Annotated in this window: 21 protein-coding genes and 3 tRNA genes; 7 read left to right on the top strand and 17 right to left on the bottom strand. The window is 33.7% G+C overall.

The genetic code is table 11. The annotated features are described in order from the left end of the window. Window positions 1-182: 182 nt before the first annotated feature. The 7 genes from A0O34_RS06995 to A0O34_RS06965 all read right to left on the bottom strand — a co-directional run bounded on the left by A0O34_RS06995 (window position 183) and on the right by A0O34_RS06965 (window position 4,221). On the bottom strand, window positions 183-1,433 hold the full coding sequence (locus tag A0O34_RS06995) for a site-specific integrase (protein WP_066752978.1): 1,251 nt from the start codon (window positions 1,431-1,433) through the stop codon (window positions 183-185). Window positions 1,434-1,681: 248 nt separating this feature from the next. Then, a tRNA-Glu gene (locus tag A0O34_RS06990) sits at window positions 1,682-1,753 on the bottom strand. Between the two features lie 97 nt (window positions 1,754-1,850). Continuing rightward, window positions 1,851-1,922, bottom strand: a tRNA-Glu gene (locus tag A0O34_RS06985). An 11-nt stretch (window positions 1,923-1,933) separates the two neighbouring features. After that, complete coding sequence (gene rpsT, locus A0O34_RS06980) at window positions 1,934-2,188, bottom strand: 30S ribosomal protein S20 (protein WP_066752975.1); 255 nt, start codon at window positions 2,186-2,188, stop codon at window positions 1,934-1,936. A 76-nt stretch (window positions 2,189-2,264) separates the two neighbouring features. Further along, on the bottom strand, window positions 2,265-2,585 hold the full coding sequence (locus tag A0O34_RS06975) for a hypothetical protein (RefSeq protein ID WP_066752973.1): 321 nt from the start codon (window positions 2,583-2,585) through the stop codon (window positions 2,265-2,267). A gap of 215 nt (window positions 2,586-2,800) precedes the next feature. Beyond that, window positions 2,801-2,872: transfer RNA gene (locus A0O34_RS06970), tRNA-Glu, on the bottom strand. Between the two features lie 56 nt (window positions 2,873-2,928). Further along, a complete protein-coding gene (locus A0O34_RS06965; RefSeq protein WP_066752970.1) occupies window positions 2,929-4,221 on the bottom strand; it encodes an N-acetylmuramoyl-L-alanine amidase family protein in 1,293 nt (430 codons plus the stop codon). 66 nt (window positions 4,222-4,287) lie between these two features. Between A0O34_RS06965 and A0O34_RS06960 the strand changes: the two genes are divergently transcribed. The 3 genes from A0O34_RS06960 (at window position 4,288) to A0O34_RS06950 (ending at window position 7,858) form a co-directional block, all read left to right on the top strand. After that, the gene (locus tag A0O34_RS06960; RefSeq protein ID WP_066752968.1) at window positions 4,288-6,879 is read left to right on the top strand and encodes a putative LPS assembly protein LptD; all 2,592 of its coding nucleotides are present in this window, start codon (window positions 4,288-4,290) and stop codon (window positions 6,877-6,879) included. A gap of 143 nt (window positions 6,880-7,022) precedes the next feature. Beyond that, window positions 7,023-7,403, top strand: a complete 381-nt coding sequence (locus A0O34_RS06955; RefSeq protein WP_054512082.1) for a RidA family protein — start codon at window positions 7,023-7,025, stop codon at window positions 7,401-7,403. Continuing rightward, window positions 7,403-7,858 carry a hypothetical protein gene (locus tag A0O34_RS06950; protein WP_066752965.1) on the top strand — a complete coding sequence of 152 codons (456 nt, stop codon included), beginning with the start codon at window positions 7,403-7,405 and terminating at the stop codon, window positions 7,856-7,858. Before A0O34_RS06955 ends, A0O34_RS06950 begins: the two co-directional genes overlap by 1 nt. A gap of 67 nt (window positions 7,859-7,925) precedes the next feature. Here the strand turns inward: A0O34_RS06950 and A0O34_RS06945 are convergent, their stop codons facing one another. Next, window positions 7,926-9,464 carry a trypsin-like peptidase domain-containing protein gene (locus tag A0O34_RS06945; protein WP_066752962.1) on the bottom strand — a complete coding sequence of 513 codons (1,539 nt, stop codon included), beginning with the start codon at window positions 9,462-9,464 and terminating at the stop codon, window positions 7,926-7,928. 410 nt (window positions 9,465-9,874) lie between these two features. On the opposite strand from A0O34_RS06945, the gene trhO reads away from it, so the two are divergent. Next, on the top strand, window positions 9,875-11,254 hold the full coding sequence (trhO, locus tag A0O34_RS06940) for an oxygen-dependent tRNA uridine(34) hydroxylase TrhO (protein WP_066752958.1): 1,380 nt from the start codon (window positions 9,875-9,877) through the stop codon (window positions 11,252-11,254). A 5-nt stretch (window positions 11,255-11,259) separates the two neighbouring features. After that, entirely contained in the window at window positions 11,260-11,835 is a 576-nt protein-coding gene (locus A0O34_RS06935; protein WP_066752955.1) for a 5-formyltetrahydrofolate cyclo-ligase, read from the top strand. Here the strand turns inward: A0O34_RS06935 and A0O34_RS06930 are convergent. Both A0O34_RS06930 and A0O34_RS06925 read right to left on the bottom strand, forming a co-directional pair. Beyond that, the gene (locus tag A0O34_RS06930) at window positions 11,784-12,368 is read right to left on the bottom strand and encodes a hypothetical protein (RefSeq protein WP_066752952.1); all 585 of its coding nucleotides are present in this window, start codon (window positions 12,366-12,368) and stop codon (window positions 11,784-11,786) included. The genes A0O34_RS06935 and A0O34_RS06930 overlap by 52 nt on opposite strands. Next, a complete protein-coding gene (locus A0O34_RS06925) occupies window positions 12,352-13,518 on the bottom strand; it encodes a hypothetical protein (RefSeq protein ID WP_066752948.1) in 1,167 nt (388 codons plus the stop codon). The genes A0O34_RS06930 and A0O34_RS06925 overlap by 17 nt, the downstream gene beginning before the upstream one ends. A gap of 182 nt (window positions 13,519-13,700) precedes the next feature. Between A0O34_RS06925 and A0O34_RS06920 the strand changes: the two genes are divergently transcribed. Continuing rightward, window positions 13,701-14,039, top strand: a complete 339-nt coding sequence (locus A0O34_RS06920; protein ID WP_066752945.1) for a hypothetical protein — start codon at window positions 13,701-13,703, stop codon at window positions 14,037-14,039. Between the two features lie 213 nt (window positions 14,040-14,252). Here A0O34_RS06920 and A0O34_RS06915 read toward each other — a convergent pair whose 3' ends face one another. The 4 genes from A0O34_RS06915 to A0O34_RS06900 are packed head-to-tail and all read right to left on the bottom strand — an operon-like array spanning window position 14,253 to window position 18,066. Beyond that, complete coding sequence (locus A0O34_RS06915; RefSeq protein WP_066752942.1) at window positions 14,253-15,017, bottom strand: TrmH family RNA methyltransferase; 765 nt, start codon at window positions 15,015-15,017, stop codon at window positions 14,253-14,255. 2 nt (window positions 15,018-15,019) lie between these two features. Beyond that, window positions 15,020-16,564, bottom strand: a complete 1,545-nt coding sequence (locus A0O34_RS06910; protein WP_082891114.1) for a DNA recombination protein RmuC — start codon at window positions 16,562-16,564, stop codon at window positions 15,020-15,022. Between the two features lie 54 nt (window positions 16,565-16,618). Next, window positions 16,619-17,284 carry a hypothetical protein gene (locus tag A0O34_RS06905; RefSeq protein ID WP_066752939.1) on the bottom strand — a complete coding sequence of 222 codons (666 nt, stop codon included), beginning with the start codon at window positions 17,282-17,284 and terminating at the stop codon, window positions 16,619-16,621. Between the two features lie 26 nt (window positions 17,285-17,310). Beyond that, the gene (locus A0O34_RS06900) at window positions 17,311-18,066 is read right to left on the bottom strand and encodes a DUF5995 family protein (RefSeq protein ID WP_066752937.1); all 756 of its coding nucleotides are present in this window, start codon (window positions 18,064-18,066) and stop codon (window positions 17,311-17,313) included. Window positions 18,067-18,226: 160 nt separating this feature from the next. Between A0O34_RS06900 and A0O34_RS22800 the strand changes: the two genes are divergently transcribed. Beyond that, window positions 18,227-18,397, top strand: a complete 171-nt coding sequence (locus A0O34_RS22800) for a bacteriocin-like protein (RefSeq protein ID WP_418219369.1) — start codon at window positions 18,227-18,229, stop codon at window positions 18,395-18,397. Window positions 18,398-18,468: 71 nt separating this feature from the next. Here the strand turns inward: A0O34_RS22800 and A0O34_RS06895 are convergent, their stop codons facing one another. The 3 genes from A0O34_RS06895 to A0O34_RS06885 form a co-directional block, all read right to left on the bottom strand. Then, window positions 18,469-18,939 (bottom strand): YciI family protein, encoded by a 471-nt coding sequence (locus A0O34_RS06895; RefSeq protein ID WP_066752934.1) that lies wholly within the window; start codon window positions 18,937-18,939, stop codon window positions 18,469-18,471. Between the two features lie 4 nt (window positions 18,940-18,943). Continuing rightward, on the bottom strand, window positions 18,944-20,122 hold the full coding sequence (gene pncB / locus A0O34_RS06890; RefSeq protein WP_066752932.1) for a nicotinate phosphoribosyltransferase: 1,179 nt from the start codon (window positions 20,120-20,122) through the stop codon (window positions 18,944-18,946). A 93-nt stretch (window positions 20,123-20,215) separates the two neighbouring features. Continuing rightward, on the bottom strand, window positions 20,216-20,692 hold the full coding sequence (locus A0O34_RS06885) for a Dps family protein (protein ID WP_066752929.1): 477 nt from the start codon (window positions 20,690-20,692) through the stop codon (window positions 20,216-20,218). Between the last annotated feature and the right edge of the window lie 45 nt (window positions 20,693-20,737).

Here is a 20,737-nt window from a genome sequence, read left to right as displayed (position 1 = left end):
AAATAGCAAAAACATTTAATAATAGTCGGGCAACTCATTATCAGGCTTTCAATTTATAACCGATACATCCACCGTTTTCCATGGTCCACGATCCAAAAAAAAATCCAGGGATAGTTGTCTCTGGATTTTTTTTTAATTAGTTGCTAATTCGCTTAATAACAGGATAAGACACAGGAGCATTATCAATTTTTATTAGTGTCATCGTTTGTTTGATCTTGTTGAAGTTTCAATTTCTGCTGTAATATTTGCATATCGCTTCCAACCCGGGTATCTAAAAGCTTAGCATAATGTTGTGTAGTCTTAATATTGGTATGTCCAAGCATCTTGGAAACTGTTTCGATCGGAACATTATTTGATAAGGTGACTGTGGTGGCAAACGTGTGGCGTGCTTTATGAAATGTTATCTCCTTATTAATTTGACACAGATCAGCAATTTCCTTTAGATAACTGTTCATTTTTTGATTGCTTAGCACGGGTAGAGCTAACCCTTTAGAAGCAGATGGCGGGTAGTCAACATACTTGTTAATTATATTTAATGCCTGTGGCAGTAGTGGGATATTTGAGTTTGTTTCGGTTTTTTCACGATTGGTAAGTACCCACAGGTTTCCGTCAACGCCTTTGGCTATGTCGGAAACCTGTAATTGTTTAACATCGATGTAGGCTAAACCTGTATAGCAACAAAAAACAAAAATGTCACGGACATGGTCGATTCTGTTAATTTTTAATTCTTTTTGTTCAATTCTTTCCAACTCGTCTTGGGTAAGAAATTCTTTTTCTGTTGGCTTCGCTTTATTTTTGTAAAATATAAACGGATTATCAATAATCCATTTATGAGCTCGGCACAAGTTGATAATTTTTCGAAAATGTTTAATATACTTCGCTGTTGTGATCTCGGAGCATGACATATCGGAACGTAAATAAAATTCGAATCCCAGGATAAAGGCGAGATTTATTTTTTTAATATCAATATCAGTTAAGCCAAGTTTTTCTTTCAGGTACATTGCTAAGTGTCCTTTAGTTGTCTTATACCCTTTTAAGGTATTAGATTTATACCCTTTTCCTATAAGGGCTTCCATTTTTTTATTATGGTCTAAAAACTCGCTGATCAGATAGTGTTTTTCACTGTCTTTACCCAGAAATTTTAATTTTAGTATTTCGGAGGAAATTTCTGACTCGTCCTTTACAAGAGAATGATGGCAATCTGCCATCTTATGTTCAAGGGTATCGAGATAGGCATTAAGGGTTTTACTTTCTTCTTTGGTGCCGTTGGTACGGTTGGCCTTTGAGTTCCAACGGGACTGATCACATTCACGACCTGTGGAAATTTCTTTGGGTATACCATCAACGGTAATACGCATGTAGATTGATTTTGGGCCGCTAACATAGTTTTTCGGTTTCTTCAGGTAGAAGAGCAAGGAATAATGTGTACTCATGATTCAATAATTTAGGTGAAACAAAATTAGCCTTGCAGCGAACCTAAATCAAGATGTTAGTGTAGTCAACATGTTAATTATCAATATTTTATGTCATTTCCAGTGAGTAAGTAAGACTGATTAAAGTACTCACTGAAAAGCTCACTTTTTTATTGATAATAATTGAATATTTTGAAACCACTATAAACGACAAAACCCTGCAAATCATACAATTTGCAGGGTTTTAAATACTTCGATTAGAAGCTAAGTAGCCCGTAGGGGAGTCGAACCCCTCTTACCAGAATGAAAATCTGAGGTCCTAACCGATAGACGAACGGGCCATCTACCAAACTGTAATTAGATTACAGGGTTAGTATTTTTGTTTTTATAAGTTTCAACTCTTATTTTAATTACCCGGTTAGTAGTAATTAAGTCTTGTAGCCCGTAGGGGAGTCGAACCCCTCTTACCAGAATGAAAATCTGAGGTCCTAACCGATAGACGAACGGGCCAACTATACTGATTAAGCTAGTTTATTAACGTGCTTAGTTAGTTTGCTTTTTAAGTTAGCAGCTTTGTTTTTGTGGATAATATTTTTCTTAGCTAATTTATCCAATAAAGAGATAACTTTTGGCAATTGCTCTACAGCAGCAGCTTTGTCTTCTTCATTTCTTAAAACCTTCAAAGCTGTTCTAGCAGTCTTGTGATAGTATCTGTTACGAACTTTTCTAACTTCGTTTTGTCTTATTCTTTTTAATGCTGATTTATGATTTGCCATATCGTTTAAATGTGAGTGCAAAAATAAAAACTTTTTTGATACCTGCCAAATTATTTTTGACTTTTTTTGAAAATTTTTAATTTTCTTCTGAAAGGTACTTTTTAAGCTTATCTATTGCTTGTTCTATTTTAAAATTTTCTTGTTCTTTATCTATTCTCTTGATAATATTTTCCAACATTATCATTGCGTTGTTCCATTCTCCGGTGGTGTTGGTGAAGGTGAGTCCGTCAATTGTAACTTCCATCGCTCCTCTTTCTCCACTCTTGTAAAGTCTGAAACTTATTTTATCATCCTTGCCTGTGATCCCATCTTCATTGATCTTTAAATCGTAACTTTTTGGGTTAGAGTGGATTTTATTAAAAAGCAACTTGGCTTCTTGTATTTTTAAATCCGGCATGATATAAAATTATTTGTAAATCTTTCCGGAAATACATCCTTCGGACTTAATAAATTAGTATTCATCATTTTGCTTTTTCTTAATTCGGGATCATAGAACATTAGGGATTTAATGTTTTTCACCTATTTTCTCTCATTAAGAATAAATGCGGTTGCAAAATTAAATAAAATTTTTCAATTTCCTCTCATTTTTGCTTACCAGAATACTTTTTTCTGTAGTCTATAGGAGAATCGAACTCCTGTTGCAAGGATGAAAACCTTGAGTCCTAACCACTAGACGAATAGACCAAATTTTGAGGTTGCAAAAGTAGAAATTAACTTTTAAACTTCAAAATTATTTTTTACTATTTATAAACTTTTTGAATGACCGTATTTTTAACTCCTTTAGCTTCAATCTCTTTCTGAAGTTTCACAGCGTCCTCTAAAGTGAACAATTTTCCGTAAGTATAGTAGAAAGTACCGTCTTCTTTGTTTCTTTCAACATCTTTCAGGGTTTGAATGATGAATGAATTGCCATTTAATTTCTCGCCTACAAAGACCTCGATCGTGTAATATCCAGTGCTTAATTTTTGATTAGGCATAAATCCAACTGCAAATGCATTTCTAAATCCTGCATCTTTGGCTGTTCTAAGGTTAATATCTTTCACTGATGCCATGTTAGTAACTCCGTAATAGTATTTGTACTGTCCATTCTCTTTGATAGGAAGAATGTAGTTTAATCCTTTTAATGCAGGATCGTTATCATTATACTTGGTAGGAGAACTCATTAGTAATATTCTGAAGTCGTTCTTTAATGCAACCTCGGCTGGCTTTTCAGGTTCAGGTTTTTTTGTGGTTGAACTGTATGCTCCTCCTGATTTTCTGTCAACCGCTTTTTTATAATCGATGATGGCGTTGTAGATACTCATGGCAATTTCATCCTGACCTTTTTCTGAAGCCAGGTAATGACTTTCTTCCGGATGATTGATAAATCCTGTCTCAATAAGAACAGAAGGCATCGCATTCATACGAAGAACGTGTAAGTTTTTTTGGAAAACTCCTCTTGAGAATCTTTTATCTTTTTCAACAAAATTTCCTTCTACCAATCCGCCCAAAAGAAGACTGGACTCCAGATATTTGCTTTGCTGAAGTTTTAGGGCAATTAATGATTCCGGAGAACTTGCGTCGTAAGAACCAAACGTCTGTTTATCTTTTTCGTCAAGAAAGATCACGTCATTCTCTCTTTTTGCAACTTCTAAGTTGGTGTCATTTTGATCTGGACCTTGTACATAAGTTTCGGTTCCGTAAGCTCCGGATCTTTGTGCGGAATTACAGTGTACCGATACAAAAAGATCTGCTTTGCTCCTGTTTGCAAGGTTGGTTCTGTCCGATAAAGAAGGATATTCATCATATTTACGGGTGTAAATTACTTTAAAGTCCTTATTTTTCTCCAGCATATTACCAATTTTTAACACAACGGCTAGGGTAACATCCTTTTCCGCGACTCTTCCGATGTCCGCGTAGTTTCTATTGGCTCCATGGTCACTTCCCCCGTGTCCGGCATCTAAAACGAGGGTAAATTTCTTCTGTGAAAAAATAAAATTACAGACCAGTATTAGGAGAAATGATAAAATTATTTTAAAATTTTGTTTGTGCATCTTACAGTTTTAAAAATTATATTAATTTTGAGCCTGAATTATATACATTATAAATATATACAAAAATTGGTCAAAACCGTCTTCAAAAATATATTACAAATTTCAATTATCCTAATTTTTAACAGTTTTTTAGCACAGCAAACGTCTGAAAAATTGCCTAAAAATGTGGTTAATGATACTATTTCCAAAAAGGATACCATTGTTGTAAAAAAAGAGTCTTTAGAAGATATTCTTCAGACTAAGGCAGATAATATCCGTAGAGACTTCCCTAAAAAGATGATTTACCTGAACAAAAAAGCTCAGGTGAAGTATCAGGATATGCAGATTGATGCAGATTATATCTCCATAGATGAACAAAAAAGTCTAATGTATGCCAGAGGTAAACAGGATTCTTTAGGAAAAATCATCGAGCCTGTTATTACAACTCAGGCAGGAAAAAAATATGAAACCGACGAGTTTCAATATAACACCAAAACTAAACAGGCGATCGCTTTTAATGCCCGAACTGAAGAAAGTGAAGGGGTAATTATCGCCAAAAAGACAAAAAAATATAACGATTCTGTCTTTGCGATGAAAAATGCGCTGTATACAACCGATGAGTATTTTATCAAGAAAAAAGATACTGCGGCGGATTATCACATGCTTGCTTCCAATATCAAATTAATTAAAACCAAAGAAAAATCTCAGATTATAACGGGACCGATTCAATTATATATTGAAAGAGTTCCGACACCTTTGATTATGCCGTTTGCGATCTTACCGTTTTCAGATAAGAGATCAGCAGGTATTCTGATCCCGAGTTTTGGGGAAAGGCAAGATGTAGGTTTCTTTTTAAATGGAATAGGGTATTATCAACCGATAGGAGAGCATTTTGACCTTAAAGTTCTTGCCGATATTTATACAAAAGGAAGCTGGAATTTAAGACCTGAAATGAATTATTTGAAAAAATACCGCTACTCAGGAAACTTCTCCGCAGATGTCGGAACGATGGTAAGAGGAATCAAAGGTCTTGATGATTATAATAAAAACAGTACCTATAGAATTGCATGGAGACATACACAGGATACAAAAGCAAATCCTTTTCTAACGTTCTCTGCTTCAGTAGATATCGTAAGTACCAAATTTTATAACAATACGCTGAATAACAACTATATTCTAAACCAGAATGTATTAAATACTCAGCAAAACTCAACCGTAACGATCACGAAAAGGTTCTTGAAATTACCGATTACGATCACAGGAACAACTTCTTATTCTCAGAATTTTGCAACGGGACAGGCAGATTTACGTTTGCCTCAAATGAACGTTGCAATCAATCAGTTTTATTTATTTAAATCTAAAACAGGAGTAAGACAAGGTTTATTAGAAAATATCACGGTAAATACGGGAATCAATTTAACAAACTTTGTAAGAACCGAAGAAGGCGAGCTTTTCAAAAAAGAAATGTGGGATAAAATGGAGACGGGGCTTAAAAATAATATTGCTCTATCAACAAACACAACTCTTGCAAAATATTTTACATTCACATTAGGAGCAAATGTTGATAACGCTTTAACAACAAAAACGGTCAATAAATTCTACGATCCTATCGCGAATAAGGACATTACTGAAACAAATAAAGGAATTACCGGATATTCTACATTCTCAACAACAGCAAGTATTCAGACAACGTTGTATGGAATGATGAAGTTTAAAAAAGGTGCTGTCGTAGAAGCTTTAAGACATATGATGACGCCAAGTATCGGGTTTACTTATTCTCCTGACTTTGGAGGTTCAGGGTTTGGATATTATAAAAACTACTATAACGCAACAGGAGCTTTAACTCCATATTCAATTTTTGAGGGAGGTATCGTTGGAAGTCCATCAAGCGGATTAGTTGGAGCTTTAGGATTCAATATCGGAAACAATATTGAGATGAAAGTGAAATCTAAAAGTGATTCTACTGGAGTAAAAAAGATCAAAATATTTGAATCTTTAAACCTTTCCGGAAGTTATAATTTTGCGGCTAACGATCACCCGTGGTCAATTTTCACTATCAACGGACAATCTTCTTTCTTCAATAATAAATTGAATGTAAATACAAGTTTGTCTTTAGATCCATATAAAATTATCTATCTTCCGGGACAGGATACTGGCGGTATCAGAACAGAAGAATTTGGTCACTTTAGTGTACAAGGATTTAATGTTCAGTTATCTTATCCTTTAAGCAGTGAGATTTTTGGAGCAAAAACAGATTACGCTAAAAAATATAAATCAAAAGGAGAGATAAGAAATGAGAATTATTATTTTGATGATGATAATTATGCTCGTTTCGATCAAGCGTGGACGTTGAATGTAAACGCAAACTATGCATATACAAAAACTTCAGGCAATAGAATTCCTACACGAATGGCATCGGTGGGATTAGACGGTAGTCTTAAATTGACTCCTTTCTGGAACATCAACGGAAGTACTCACTACGACATGGTAACAAAAGAATTGGCGTATACCAGAATTGGTTTCTCGAGAGATCAGCGAAGTTTTACCATTAATTTTAACTGGGTTCCTTTCGGACAGTATAAAGTGTACGATTTCTTTATTGGTATAAAAGCTAATATTTTAAGTGATGCTCTGAAATATAAAGACAGAAGTTTCACGCAGCCAAACTCACCTTTCTAAATATCATATTGATATTTGAATATAAATTTTATATTTGCACCCAAAATAAATTCTAATGAAATCACTGTTGACTGAATTTTCTAACAGACCAATACAAGAAGCAGTGATTGCATATGACCTTAGAAAAAATTAAGTACCTACATATGAAAAAAGTAATCAACACAGTGAATGCACCTGCAGCTATCGGACCATACTCTCAAGCAAATCTTGCAAACGGAGTACTGTATATTTCCGGTCAGATCCCTGTAGATCCTGCAACTGGTAAATTGGTAGAAGGAATTGAAAAAGAAACGCACCAGGTAATGAAAAATCTTGAAGCAATTCTTACTGAAGCTGGAATGACGTTCAAAAACGTTGTAAAAGCAAGTATTTTTCTTAAAAGTATGGATGATTTCGCTGTGATGAATGATATTTATGCATCTTATTTAGATGCAGAGAGCTTTCCGGCTCGTGAAACTGTGCAGGTTTCTTGCCTGCCTAAAAATGTTGACATTGAAATTTCTATGATCGCACACCAGGATTAATGAGCTTTATAAGAAATACATTTGCGGTTTTGATGGGTCTTGCTATTGCAGGGCTTATTATCACTCTTGGTATAAGGGTTTTTCCGCAGTGGGTTACTTTTGAAGCATTTGCTCCGTTTGAGCATTGGCAGAGGTTTCTTTACAGTATGAAAGATGATGAGGCTTTCTTTGGCTTCCTCTTGTTTATTTCCGGATTAGGGAGTACTTTTGGAGGTGTGGCGACGGCAATCATCGTGAAGTATGCTAAAGTGGCTTATGCTATCCTTATTGGCTTTATTATGTTGTTTATAGCCATGTTGGATGTTATTATTTTTCCTTATCACCCTACGTTTTATAAAATATCTATTTTCCTTACGTTTTTCCCTTTCGCTTGGATCGGAGGTAAGATTGTAGAAGTAATTTATGAACGGAAGAAGAAAAGAAGGATCGCCGAGAAAATGAACAATAAATCATAAATAAAAAAACCGCTACAAATTCTGTAGCGGTTTTTCTTTGATATGAAAATGTTTAGTTTAAATTTTATTAAGGCATTTTGAAACCTTTCGTGTAAATTCTTCCGTATTCATCTACAAATTTCACCTGTACGTTTCCTTGGTATTTATCTAATACTTTTTCAACGTCTTTTTGAGAGTTTACAGGCTTGCCGTTGATTTCTACTACGATGTAATTATCTACGATTCCGATCTTGGCCATTTCGCTGCCTTCTGATACGTTTTTAGCAACAACGCCGCTCGTCAATCCATAATCTGTTTTAAATCTTTCGCTTAATGGTTCAAAATCTGCTCCGATTTTTTCTCCAATACTTAAATCAGCCTTTGTTCTTGTAGAAGTTCCGCCTTTTTGATCCTTCAAGGTTACGGTTGTCATGTTTTCTTTACCGTTTCTTAGGTAAGCAACCTGTACTTTATCACCAGGACGTTTGCTACCGATGGCGATAGATAAATCAGCGAAATCTGTAACATCAGAGTTATCAATCTTGGTAATAACATCACCAATTTTCAGACCTGCATCTTCTGCGCCACTGCTGTCTCCGAATCCTGTAACATAAACACCTGAACCAGACTTGATGTTAGTCTTTTTCTGCTTGTTATAAGCCTGAACCTGCATGTCATCAGAAAGATCTAGAGACTGTACTCCAAGGAATCCTCTTTGTACGATTCCGAATTTCTTGATGTCTTCAACAATTTTTCTTGCCAAATTAGCCGGAACAGCAAATCCGTATCCCTGATAATAACCTGTCGTAGATTGGATTGCTGAGTTGATACCAATAAGTTCTCCATTAGTATTAACCAAAGCTCCTCCTGAGTTTCCTGGGTTAATGGCTGCATCCGTTTGAATAAAACTTTCAATTGGGTTAGCCGCTTTACCTTGACCTCCTAAAATTCCGATTCCTCTTCCTTTTGCAGAGATAATACCTGCAGTAACGGTTGAGTTCAATCCAAGTGGGTTACCTACAGCAAGAGCCCATTGTCCAACTTCAATATTATCAGAATTAGCAAAATTTAAATAAGGTAATCCCTTTTCTTCAATTTTTAATAATGAAATATCTGTATTCGGATCTGTTCCTATTAATGTTGCGATATAAGATTTTTTGTTGCTTAATACAACTTCTAATTTATTTGCACCTGCCACAACGTGGTTGTTAGAAATAATATAACCGTCCGGCGAAATAATTACCCCTGAACCCATTCCTGAAGGCATATTGTCAGGAACCTGTTGCTGCTGTTTTTGTCTTGGCTGTCCGCCTCCTTTTCCTCCAAACGGATCACCGAAAAAGAAATCAAATAGATCCTGTTCAGATGCTCTGTTTGACGAAGTTCTGCTTTGATAATTTTTAATAGTAACCACAGCCGGAACCGTAGTTTTTGCAGCCTTTACGAAATCGTCACCCACAGCTCCAGTATTCATGCCGGCAAATGAAACATTTGAGGCGGATTTAAAATAACCCTGGTCTTCATTATTAGAATTGTGACCGAAATATTGTATTGTGCCAACGGTAGTAGCTCCTGAGATAACTCCTACTACGGCAAATGGTAATAGTTTTTTTAAAGTACTCTTCATTGTATATCTTCTTTTAATTTTATGTTCTACAGTAAACAAATTTAATGCTAAATAGGTATGCGATTAGTGTGATATGTTTCAATTTTAACTAAAATTTAACAGGAATAGCAATAATTTATGTGTTATGTCATAATTATAAAGGTCAATTAACAAAACTTAAAATTATATTAAAGGACAATCTGACATAGTATAGATGTCATAATGGTCATAAAGGTTAAATTTTGAGTTAAGATTTTATCTGAAGTCAGCATCCTTGTCAAGGTTCAAAACCTTGACAAGGATTTATTCCATCTAGAAAAAGAAGCTTTTTAAATAGTTCAATCATTTCTCGTGATTTTATTCATAAAAATCCATATTTGAAAAATTCTTATCTTTGCAAAAATATTTTTCTCACTTAAAAAGTTTATAGCATGCAACTGTATAACACCTTAAGCGCAGAAGAAAGAGCTCAACTTATTGATGAAGCTGGTAAGGAACGTCTTACATTGTCTTTCTATGCGTATGCCAAAATTGAAGATCCCAAAAAATTTCGTAACGAATTATTTATAGCCTGGAACGCACTTGATGCACTTGGACGTATTTATGTTGCTCATGAAGGAATTAATGCTCAGATGAGTGTTCCTGCGGATCAGTTTAAAGCATTTCGTGACACATTGGAATTCTATGATTTCATGAAAGGAATCCGTTTGAATGTAGCAGTTGAGCAAGACGATCATTCTTTCTTAAAGTTGACGATAAAAGTTAGACATAAAATTGTTGCTGATGGTTTAAATGATGAAACTTTTGACGTTACCAACAAAGGGATTCACCTAAAAGCGCAGGAATTTAATAATTTACTCGAAGATCCAAATACGATTGTAGTTGATTTTAGAAATCATTACGAAAGTGAAGTAGGACATTTTGAAGGAGCAATTACTCCTGATGTAGAAAATTTTAGAGAAAGTTTACCGATTATTAACGAGCAATTACAGGATTTTAAAGAAGATAAAAACCTGTTGATGTATTGTACAGGTGGAATTCGTTGTGAAAAAGCGAGTGCTTACTTCAAACATCAAGGTTTTAAAAATGTTTTCCAATTAGAAGGCGGAATTATTGAATATACTCGCCAGATCAAAGAAGAGAACATCGAAAGTAAATTCATTGGGAAGAATTTTGTTTTTGATCACCGATTAGGAGAAAGAATTACAGACGATATTATTTCGCAATGTCACCAATGCGGTAAGCCTTGCGACAACCATACGAATTGTGCTAATGATGCCTGTCATTTATTGTTTATTCAATGTGATGAATGTAAAGCAACAATGGAAAATACATGTTCCACAGAATGTCTGGAAATCATACATTTGCCTAGAGAAGAGCAGGTTGCTTTAAGAAAAGGATTACAGGTTGGAAATAAAGTGTTCAGAAAAGGAAAATCTGAGGCTTTAAAGTTTAAAAACTCCGGAGATTTGTCCACTCAAACTTTAGCAAAAGCTACAACTGTTGAAACCACAGATATTCGTCAGAAAATTAAGGTTAAAAAAGTATTGATTGGAAAGGGAGAGCATTATTACTCAAAATCAAAAATTGCTCAGTTTTTAATTGAGAATAAAGAACTTTCAATTGGTGATAAAGTATTAATTTCAGGGCCAACAACTGGTGAGAAAGAAATTACAATTACTGAAATTTTCGCCAATGGAGGTCCTTGTGAAATGGCGAAAGTTGGAGATCAAATCACTTTTGAACTTCCATTTAAAGTTCGTTTATCAGACAAATTATATAAAATTATAGAACCTTCTGAAAAAGCTTAATTAGAATGCTAAAAGCTGAGCTTAGAAAAAAATATATGCAAAAAAGAAAAGCCTTGTCAACTGATGAGGCTTTCTTGTTATCTGAAAAAATTTTTGAAAATTTCATTGAATATTTTAAGCCAGTTTCGGATCAAAACGTTCATGTTTTTATTCCAATTCAGAAGTTTAAAGAAATTGATACTCAAATATTCATTGATTATTTTTTAAGCCGAAATATCAGAGTTTTTGTTCCTAAAATTGTGGATGCAAAATTAATTTCTGTTGAAATTTTCAAGGATACCCAGTTTGAAATTAATAATTGGGATATTTCAGAGCCTGTTTCTAATGTAGATTCCGAAGTTTTAGATTTTAATTATGTCATTACTCCTTTGCTTTATTGTGATAAAAAAGGAAATAGAGTAGGTTACGGAAAAGGTTTTTATGACGAATTCTTTGAAAATATTTCTTCTGAGACAAAAAAAATCGGAGTTAATTACTTTAACCCCGATGAATTTATTGATGATGTCTGGAAAAACGATATTCCTCTAGACTATTTGGTTACTCCGACCGATGTGCTGTCTTTCTTTAATGGAGAAGAGTAGAAGTTGAGGAAGTAAAATTTAAATTCTTTTTTGAATTTAATAGGTTTTGACATTAGAATGTATTGCGCATTTTTCTCAAATGTTCCCAATGATCTGTTTTTGTCGTCAAAATATTCTACATTAAATTTCGCGAAATCAAGCGTATCTTTTTTGTAATAATCTTTATAAACGGATAAATTATTCACTTTTATACTTTTTACCTTTAAACTATCCAGTTCTCGGAAGAGTTTTTTAAACGTTGTGCTGTCCGGTTTGTGGAAATAGCTTCCCATTTGAGAATAAATTACAGTATCGATCTCTGTATTTTTATTTCCCGACAAGTACAAAGTAGATAGGTCTAAAAGTTCCTGAACCTTTTGCTTGGTAATGAAATTTATTGCCTGCGCGCTATCCATTTGCACTGCAGGATAGCTCTTTTTATTATTACTGTTTCTAAGTGTTTCCAGATCACTTACCTCTGTTTTTTTATTATTACAGGCAGCGACGACAAGAAGCATTATTGCAAAAATTAAAAAATTATTTATTCTTTTCATCTGTACTTGCAATTTTAAATTTTATGGATACTATTTTTCCTTTATTATCTTTTTTCATTTCAATTACACTTAGGTTTTTAAGAGAAGTGGTAGGGGTTGTTACTAAGGTAATATATTTCTGTTTATCTAAGGTCTCAATACCGTAGGTGGTATTGTCGTAAACCTGATAAATAATAGCGTTGTTGCTGATTAGGTTTTCCAGCTGCTTGCGTTTTTGCTTAAGAAGTTCCGGATTACCATTGGCATCTTTTACTGAAAAATAATTGACAGCCATTTTATAATCATCAGGCTTCAGCTCTATCATTTCCTCTTCAGGAGCGTTTTCTAAGCTTCTGTTGACTGTTAAGTATTCGTAGAAAGGCGCTCTAATCTCCATTTTCAAGATTTTATCCTTTGTTGAATACTTAAAACACTCACCCGGCTTTATCCTATAAAGAATTGGAGACTCATTTTCCTTAATTACTTTTATTTCTAAAGTATTGATTACCGAAGTTCCTCTGTCTGCATCGGTGAAACAATATTTATATTCTTTCAGAAAAATTTCATCCTTAAAACCTAAAAGTCCGGTTGCGATCACCAAAATTGATGTTATAAATGCCCAAGCGTTCTTTTTTAAGAAATTTTTCTTGGGTTTTACAGACTCAAAATCAGATTGTTTTTTTATTTCTTGATTTTGATTAACTGATTGATTTTCAGTATTTGATTTTTGTAAATCAATGTTTTCTTGCTCGTTTTGAACCGCTTTTTTAGGCTGAATCTCGTTATTTGGAAGAATTTGTGAATTTTCAATTCTTTTTTCTAATTCCTGTATATCTTCTTCACTTAAATCTTCTGTTTCCTGTAACAATTCTCCTGCAAAAAGGTGTTGCTTTTTGAATTCATACCATGAGTCGTAACCGGTATAAATACTCAATAAATTGAGCATATCGATGCGAGGTAATTTGGTAACCGGAGAGTTTTTGAAATAGGTGTAAAAAGATTTTTCACTAATGTTTCCTTTAGCCTTTTTACGAAGATCTTCCTGAAAATATATAATATCTATACCCTTCCATTTTGAAATATCATCATGGGAAGGAGTGTATTCTTTCAAATATTGAGCTTGGACATCCTTTTTTAGCTGCTCAAAATGTAATAGATCTAAATCTGTCAATTTTTTAAATATAATTAAATTACTGATTATCAGTTAAGTTTATTTGTAAAACTATTTTACAAAGGTATTACAATTATTTTTCATAAACAACTTTTGTATCTGCTATACCTTTGTCTTGTTCAAATAACAGAACGAAAGAAATTTATAAAAAACAATATTAACAAAATTAAATTTAATTTATTATGAAAAAGTCATTATTCGTAGCTGCTATCGCTGCAATCTCTCTAGTTGCTTGTAAAAAAACTGAAGCTACTTCTACTGAAGGTACTGCTGATTCTGCTGCTGTAGCTACTACTGATTCAGCTGCTGTTGTTGCTGATTCTGCTGCAACTGTTGTTGATTCTGCTGCTTCTGCTACTGTAGGTGCTGCTAAAGATGCTGCTGCTGCAACTACTGCTGCTGGTGCTGATGCTGCTAAGAAAACAGCTGAAGGTGCTGCTGACGCTGCTAAAGGTGCTGCTGATGCTGCTAAAGGTGCTGCTAAAGACGCTAAAGAAGCTGTTGACGCTGCTAAAAAATAATTTTAGCCTCAACCTAAAAATAAAAGAACCGGTTCACCTTGTGAATCGGTTTTTTTATGCGTTATATTTTAATAAAAGATGGAAGCTTGGAAGATAGATGCTGGAAGTTACTATTGGCTCTTTTAATTTTTAGAAGCCCTTTATATTATAGTTTGTTCTTTAAACTTAAAAAAAACTTCGCTCTTCAAGCTTCAAACTTCCTTCCTGAAAAAATTATCCTTTCTTTTGTTTCAATGCTTCGTAGCATGTAATGGCAACGGCGTTGCTTAAATTTAAAGAATCAATGCTCCCTGTCATTGGAATTAGGGTGTTCTTTCCTTTTCCTGTCCAGAAATCACTTAATCCTGAATGTTCTGTTCCAAATAAGACGGCAGATTTTTTCTTAAAATCTCTTTTGTAAAGATCTTCAGAACTCTCATCCATAATCGTTGTATAGATATTGAACTGATTCTTTTGGAGGAATTCTAATGTTTCCTCATTTTCAGCCTGAAATACCTCCATTCCAAAAAGACATCCGACACTAGATCTTATAACATTAGGATTATAAAAATCTGTTTTACCATCTGCAACAATTAAAGCATCAACACCAAAAGCTTCACAGCTTCTCAAAATTGCACCCAAATTTCCCGGTTTTTCAACACCTTCAACAATAATTACGGTTGAATTCTCTTTAGGTTTAAATGTATTTAAATGTTTCTCTTTAGCTTTATAAACTCCGATAATTCCTTCAGAGCTACCTCTGTATGCTATTTTTTCATACACTTTATCATTAACGAAATGTATTTTTCCTTCCGGAATTTTACCTTTAAAAATAGTTTCACAAATGAAAAACTCTACTGCTTCAAAATCATATTTCTGAGCTCTTTCGTTTTCCTGTTGTCCCTCCACTACAAATACACCTGATTTTTTTCTAAATCGGTTATCTGTAAGGAGTTTTGTGATATTTTTTATTTTTTCGTTTTGAAAACTTTCAATCATTTTTATGACTCTAGAAGGTTATTAGAATTATCAATTAAACTTGAGGGAAGATTTGGCTCGTCTAACAGAATGTTTTCTTCATTAGATTTAGCTCTTATAATTAAGTTTTCAGGGAGTGATTTTGTTGCTTTAGCACCCATAATCTTTAACTTTTGAGCACTAGTTACCAAATTCCCTCTTCCATCAACTAGTTTATTCATTGCTCCCTCATATTCAGATTTTGCTTCTTCCATCTTTTTTCCAACCTTTAATAAATTAGTGACAAAACCTTCAAATTTATCATATAAAGCACCAGCTTGGCGAGCGATTTCTATAGCATTCTCTTGTTGCTTTTGATTAGTCCACATGCTATCAATTGTTCTAAGAGTAGCTAGTAGAGTGGATGGTGTAACAATTACAATGTTTTTTTCAAATGCTTTATTGTACAGTAAATTATCTTCATTAAGAGCAGTGGCGAAAGCGGGTTCTATTGGAATAAACAATAAAACAAAATCTGGACTTGCCATCTCATAAAGGTTGTGATAATTCTTATTACTAAGTTGATCAATATGTCTTTTTAATGAAGCAACATGTTCCCTTAAAAATTGAGGTCTTTCATCATCATTTTCTTCATTAATATATCGTTCATAAGCAATTAAGGATACTTTTGAGTCAATTATCATTTTCTTTCCATCTGGAAGATTAATGATAACATCTGGTAATACTCGGTTTCCTTCGGTGGTTACGTGACTTTTTTGAACCTCATACTCTCTACCTTTTTCAAGTCCTGATTTTTCTAAAACTCTTTCTAATACTAATTCACCCCAATTTCCTTGGATCTTACTATCTCCTTTCAAAGCTTTCGTAAGGTTTAAGGTTTCTTTACTCATTTGGATGTTTAAGTCTTTTAGTCCGAGGATTTGTTGACGAAGAGCAGCGTGGTAATCAATACTTTCCTTGTGAGTGTCTTCTACCTTTTTTTCAAAATTATTAATTTTTTCTTGTAGCGGATTTAATATGTTTTTAAGATTGAGTTGGTTTTGCTCAGTGAATTTTTCTGATTTTTCCTGTAAAATTTTATTTGCTAAGTTTTCAAACTGCAATTTAGATTCTTCCTGAATTTTAGTAATTTCTCCTTTTTGGGTTTCAAGAGACTTTTGCATACTTTCATTGATGGCAGAAAGCTCAGAGTTTTTAGCAAAAATATTCTGTTTTTCTGTTAGAAGATTTTCAATTTGAGAAGTTTGTTTTGTATTAAACTGCTTTTGCTCAAGAAACTGAGAATTCAAAGATGAATGTTCGGCTGATATTTTTGCAAACTCATTTTTAAGATCATTTAATAGGTCTGTCTGCTGTTGATTCAGTTCTTTTTCTTTATTAATATTCTGGCTTAATTCCTGAATTTTAAGATTAGAATTTTCCAGATCCGAATTATTTTTGATCTGTAAATTGTTGAGTTCATCATAAGAACTTCGCGAAACCATCGATGATTTCAACGCAAAATATAAAATTACCGCACCAAGAATTCCCCCGGCAATAAATCCAATAATTAAATAGGTCATCTCCATGTTACAAAATTACAAAAAGAAAAATGGATTTTCTTTACGGGAAACCTTAGTTTTTCACCAAAATTTCCACCATTTTTTTTCATTTACTTCTTCTGTGCTTGTTTTATGTATAAACCCGAAAGGCTGAAATCCCATACCTTTTGCTTCTACTAATTTGAAAAGAATTTCGTCACCTTTATTTACTCCAAGCTTTTGAAATGGCTGAACAATTAATTTGGCAATTCCGGCCTCTTTTTCAGCATCAAAATATTTTATTCTTACCCAAATATTTTCTGTTTTGTGTTTACCGGTTTGGTCAATAAGAAAAACTGTAATATCATCTGGAAATCCTTCGGCACTGAATTTTTGATAAATTTCATGCTTTCTGAATTCTGCGAGATCATCCCGACTATATTCTTTAATGTAATTTGGAGTTTCAACATTCAATGATTGTTGGATTTCTGAATCTGCAATTTCAAAATTTGTCTTTGAAAAATGTTCAAATCTTACAATTGCTCTTGTTTTATCCCCGATAAGATCTTTTCCGGAAATTAATGCTCCGTTGTTTTCTGAAAATAGTTTTAAAATATCTAATGTAATTCCTTCTTCATGATCAATATAGACATATCCGATGAGATTTTCACCTTCAAAACCTTGTAATAAAGATGAAAGAAAAGGATAATTCTTGAAGTTTTTAATGATGATAAATTGATCCCAATTTTTTTTACCTGCTACACTCATTGATTGAATTTATTTAAAATTTTAAATTAAATATTTTTTGTTGAAGATAAAATCTCAATATTTTTCACAATATCGCTGCCCTCACATTTTTTAAGTTCTTTGGTTAATGCGGGAGTAAGAAGTTTTGGATTTATAATTTGTGAAGCCACTTTTGTTGCGGCGTAATCTACAATGTTAATAACAGATTCTCTCAAGAATTGCGGTGTGTTTGAAGCAATAACTGCCGTTGCCCAAGAAGTATCTCTCGCTTTGGAAATGGCAAAATCTAAAATAACATTATCTCTTCCGTTTGAAATTTTATCAATCAATTCAACCGGATAGCAGATTTTATTTAATGAATCCTGAACTTTTTGATTGATGGATGCGATCACATTATTAATATTTTCAAAATCTTTTTTAAGTGGATTTATTTTTCTGTAAGGCATTACCGAAGAAGCTGAAATTCCCAAATCCAGATTAATATGAGCATTCATTCCCAGAAAAATATGCTGTAAAATTAAAAGATTTTTATTTTTTGCCGCTTCAAAAGCAATATACCAAGATTGAGTGCACTTTTTTCCTTTGCAGTAATTGTCCCAGGCTTCAAGATATCGTTGTGCAAAAGCCAAATCCAGAAGAGTCATTCTTGGATTGTCTTCAAATTTTTTCTGTTGGATTCCTTTTAAAACCTGCGCGGTCATAATTCTGTACGTGCATGCAAAATATCCTACCGGGCTTTGGTTTTCCTTGCTCCAGATGATGATTTCATCTAGTTTCTTTAGGACTTCTTCTATGGTTTTCATGGTGATATTTGTTTTATTTAAATATATGAAAATCTGTAATGAGATGAATTTAATTATTTTATAAAAAATAAATTGTATATTTAAATCCCTTATATGAGAGTAAATAAAGAGGTGTCCGAAAATCTTATAGAGTAGGAAATTAAAACCAAACAAACTATTTATGAAAAATTTAAAAAATTTAAGCAGAAAAGAATTAAAGAATGTTTTAGGAGGAGCTGCATTGGCGTGCCAAGGTGAAAATCCTGGCGGGGGATGTTCTCCGGGTTATATCTTTTGTAGCAACCCTCTTTGTTGCTACCCTCCTAATAGACCCTATGTTTGTCTTGACTAATCAGAAATAAAATAGGCTGTCTTTTAAGGCAGCCTTTATTTTTTTAATTGTATAAACTTTAGAGATATATTCTAAGGATTTTCTTTCGAAATCTCTTTATGATGTTCCAAATATGTTGGCAGCGCTGCCGATCCATACCAAGGGAAAATTTCATAACTGAAAACTCCTGCCTGCACGGCAGGATCTGTTTTTACCCATTGCTCGGCTTCTTCTTTGGATTTTGTATTGAAAATAAACATTCCGCGAAAGTTTTCTTTATTCTTTTCGAGAAAAGGGCCGGCAACGATAATTTTTCCTTCGTCTGCCAGTTTGCCGATGTTGGTCATGTGCCCTTTCATTAATTCTGCCATTTTAGCTTTGTCTTCAATTTTTACAGAACCGGTTGTCAACATTACAATTGTGTAAGCTTTCATTCCGTATTTGTCTGCGCCAAGAGATGTTGCTAATTCCTGATTGAATTTTGGTTTTTCTGTTTTCTTTTCTTGGGCGAAAGATAAAGCTGCCGCGAAAAGAGAGAGGGATAAATAAATTTTTAGTCGCATATGTTTAGTCTTTAATTCTTAAAAACTCTTTGGCTAATTCTATCATTTTCGGATCTCCGGTGTATTTTCCATGTTCGTCGGAAAGTTTTACGGTAGGAATCCATTCTTTATTGGGCGCTTGAACTCCAATTAATTTCATCACAATATTCATTGGTTTTAAACCTACATCATTAGTAAGGTTGGTTCCGATCCCGAAAGAAACTCCGATTTTACCTTTACAGTATTTGGTTATTTCTTCTACTTTTTCAAGATTTAAAGCATCGGAAAAAATGATATATTTAAATAAAGGATTGATTCCGTTTTTCTCATAGTGAGCAATTGTTTTGTCTGCAAATTCTAATGCATCTCCGCTGTCATGACGAACTCCATCGAACAATTTTGCGAATTTTTTGTCAAATTGGCGGAAGAAAACATCTGTCGTGTAAGTATCAGAAAGCGCAACTCCTAGATCACCTCTGTAAACATCAACCCAATGTTCAAGGGCTAATTCGTTGGCCATTTTGAAGCCATATTCTGCTCCGTGGAACATAAACCATTCGTGAGCATGAGTTCCGATTGGTTTTACATTATATTTCATGGCGAAATGAACGTTTGAGCTTCCTATAAATGTAGAATCCTTCTTTTGATTTAAAGCTTCCATCACCAGATTCTGTACTTTGTAAGAATGTCTTCTCCTGGTTCCAAATTCTGCGAAATTAACGCCGAGTTTTGTAAGGGATTCTGCTTTTTCAACAGTTTTACTCATCACAACTTCGTTAGAATCTCTTTCCATGTGATTCATTTCGTAATGAAGTTCGCTGATTAAAGCTAATAAAGGTACTTCCCAAAGGATTGTTCTATACCAAAGTCCTTCAACAGTAACGCTAAGATCGGTTCCATCCTGATGAATTTTAACTTCAGAAGGATCGTAATGATAACCTTCAAGGAAATCTAAATAGGGAAGGTCTAAATATGGGCACGTTCTTGCCAAAAACTTTTTCTCTTCTTTGGTTAATTTTAATTCTGCCATTTTTGTCACTGCTTCTCTTAAAGCAACGTCAAAACCTTCTGGAAATTGGTGTTTTCCTCTGTTGATGAATTCGTATTTTACAATAGAGCTTGGGAATAATTTCACCACCGCATTTTGCATGGTTACTTTATAGAAATCGTTATCTAGAATTGAGTTTAGTCGGACGTCGTACATATATGTGTAATTTTAACGCGAATTTAATAATTAAAAATAAAAATCGTCTAAATGTAAGACGATTTTTTTAAATATTTCGATGATTTTGTCTGTTTACTTCCCTAAATAAGAGTTGTACATCCAAACTTCTTTTTCCTGTTCTGTGATATAGTCGCTCATTTGAGAGTTTGTACCTTCGTCTCCTGCTTTATCTGTGATGTCTAAAAGTTCTCTCTGAAGATCGATAACCACTTTAAATGAATTCAAAATATTTTCTACACTTTTGTTTCCATCTGAAACCTCTTTTGTTTCTTTAATCGTCGCAACCTTTAAATAATCAGAATAATTATGAGCCGGAGTCGCACCTAAAGTCAAAATTCTTTCCGCAATTGCATCAATTTTTAATACTAAACTGTTGTATAGCTCTTCAAATTTTGGATGAAGGGTGAAAAACTGATCACCTTTGATGTTCCAATGCGAACCTCTTGTGTTTTGATAAAATACGGAATAGTTGGCTAAAAGAATATTCAATTTTTCCGAAATATTTTTACAGTCGACTTCCTGAAGTCCGATAATACTTGCATTTTTCATACGTTTATTTTTTATATCCACAAAGTTAGAAAATATTGTACCGAA

Source organism: Chryseobacterium glaciei (assembly GCF_001648155.1).
GTDB classification, from domain to species: Bacteria; Bacteroidota; Bacteroidia; order Flavobacteriales; family Weeksellaceae; genus Chryseobacterium; species Chryseobacterium glaciei.
This window is presented reverse-complemented; position numbering and strand designations above follow the sequence as displayed.

Coding starts and splice junctions, on each gene's coding strand:
- A0O34_RS06995 (WP_066752978.1), bottom strand. CDS start 1,433: ATGAGTACACATTATTCCTTGCTCTTCTACCTGAAGAAACCGAAAAAC.
- rpsT (WP_066752975.1), bottom strand. CDS start 2,188: ATGGCAAATCATAAATCAGCATTAAAAAGAATAAGACAAAACGAAGTT.
- A0O34_RS06975 (WP_066752973.1), bottom strand. CDS start 2,585: ATGCCGGATTTAAAAATACAAGAAGCCAAGTTGCTTTTTAATAAAATC.
- A0O34_RS06965 (WP_066752970.1), bottom strand. CDS start 4,221: ATGCACAAACAAAATTTTAAAATAATTTTATCATTTCTCCTAATACTG.
- A0O34_RS06955 (WP_054512082.1), top strand. CDS start 7,023: ATGAAAAAAGTAATCAACACAGTGAATGCACCTGCAGCTATCGGACCA.
- A0O34_RS06950 (WP_066752965.1), top strand. CDS start 7,403: ATGAGCTTTATAAGAAATACATTTGCGGTTTTGATGGGTCTTGCTATT.
- A0O34_RS06945 (WP_066752962.1), bottom strand. CDS start 9,464: ATGAAGAGTACTTTAAAAAAACTATTACCATTTGCCGTAGTAGGAGTT.
- trhO (WP_066752958.1), top strand. CDS start 9,875: ATGCAACTGTATAACACCTTAAGCGCAGAAGAAAGAGCTCAACTTATT.
- A0O34_RS06935 (WP_066752955.1), top strand. CDS start 11,260: ATGCTAAAAGCTGAGCTTAGAAAAAAATATATGCAAAAAAGAAAAGCC.
- A0O34_RS06930 (WP_066752952.1), bottom strand. CDS start 12,368: ATGAAAAGAATAAATAATTTTTTAATTTTTGCAATAATGCTTCTTGTC.
- A0O34_RS06920 (WP_066752945.1), top strand. CDS start 13,701: ATGAAAAAGTCATTATTCGTAGCTGCTATCGCTGCAATCTCTCTAGTT.
- A0O34_RS06915 (WP_066752942.1), bottom strand. CDS start 15,017: ATGATTGAAAGTTTTCAAAACGAAAAAATAAAAAATATCACAAAACTC.
- A0O34_RS06910 (WP_082891114.1), bottom strand. CDS start 16,564: ATGGAGATGACCTATTTAATTATTGGATTTATTGCCGGGGGAATTCTT.
- A0O34_RS06905 (WP_066752939.1), bottom strand. CDS start 17,284: ATGAGTGTAGCAGGTAAAAAAAATTGGGATCAATTTATCATCATTAAA.
- A0O34_RS06900 (WP_066752937.1), bottom strand. CDS start 18,066: ATGAAAACCATAGAAGAAGTCCTAAAGAAACTAGATGAAATCATCATC.
- A0O34_RS22800 (WP_418219369.1), top strand. CDS start 18,227: ATGAAAAATTTAAAAAATTTAAGCAGAAAAGAATTAAAGAATGTTTTA.
- A0O34_RS06895 (WP_066752934.1), bottom strand. CDS start 18,939: ATGCGACTAAAAATTTATTTATCCCTCTCTCTTTTCGCGGCAGCTTTA.
- pncB (WP_066752932.1), bottom strand. CDS start 20,122: ATGTACGACGTCCGACTAAACTCAATTCTAGATAACGATTTCTATAAA.
- A0O34_RS06885 (WP_066752929.1), bottom strand. CDS start 20,692: ATGAAAAATGCAAGTATTATCGGACTTCAGGAAGTCGACTGTAAAAAT.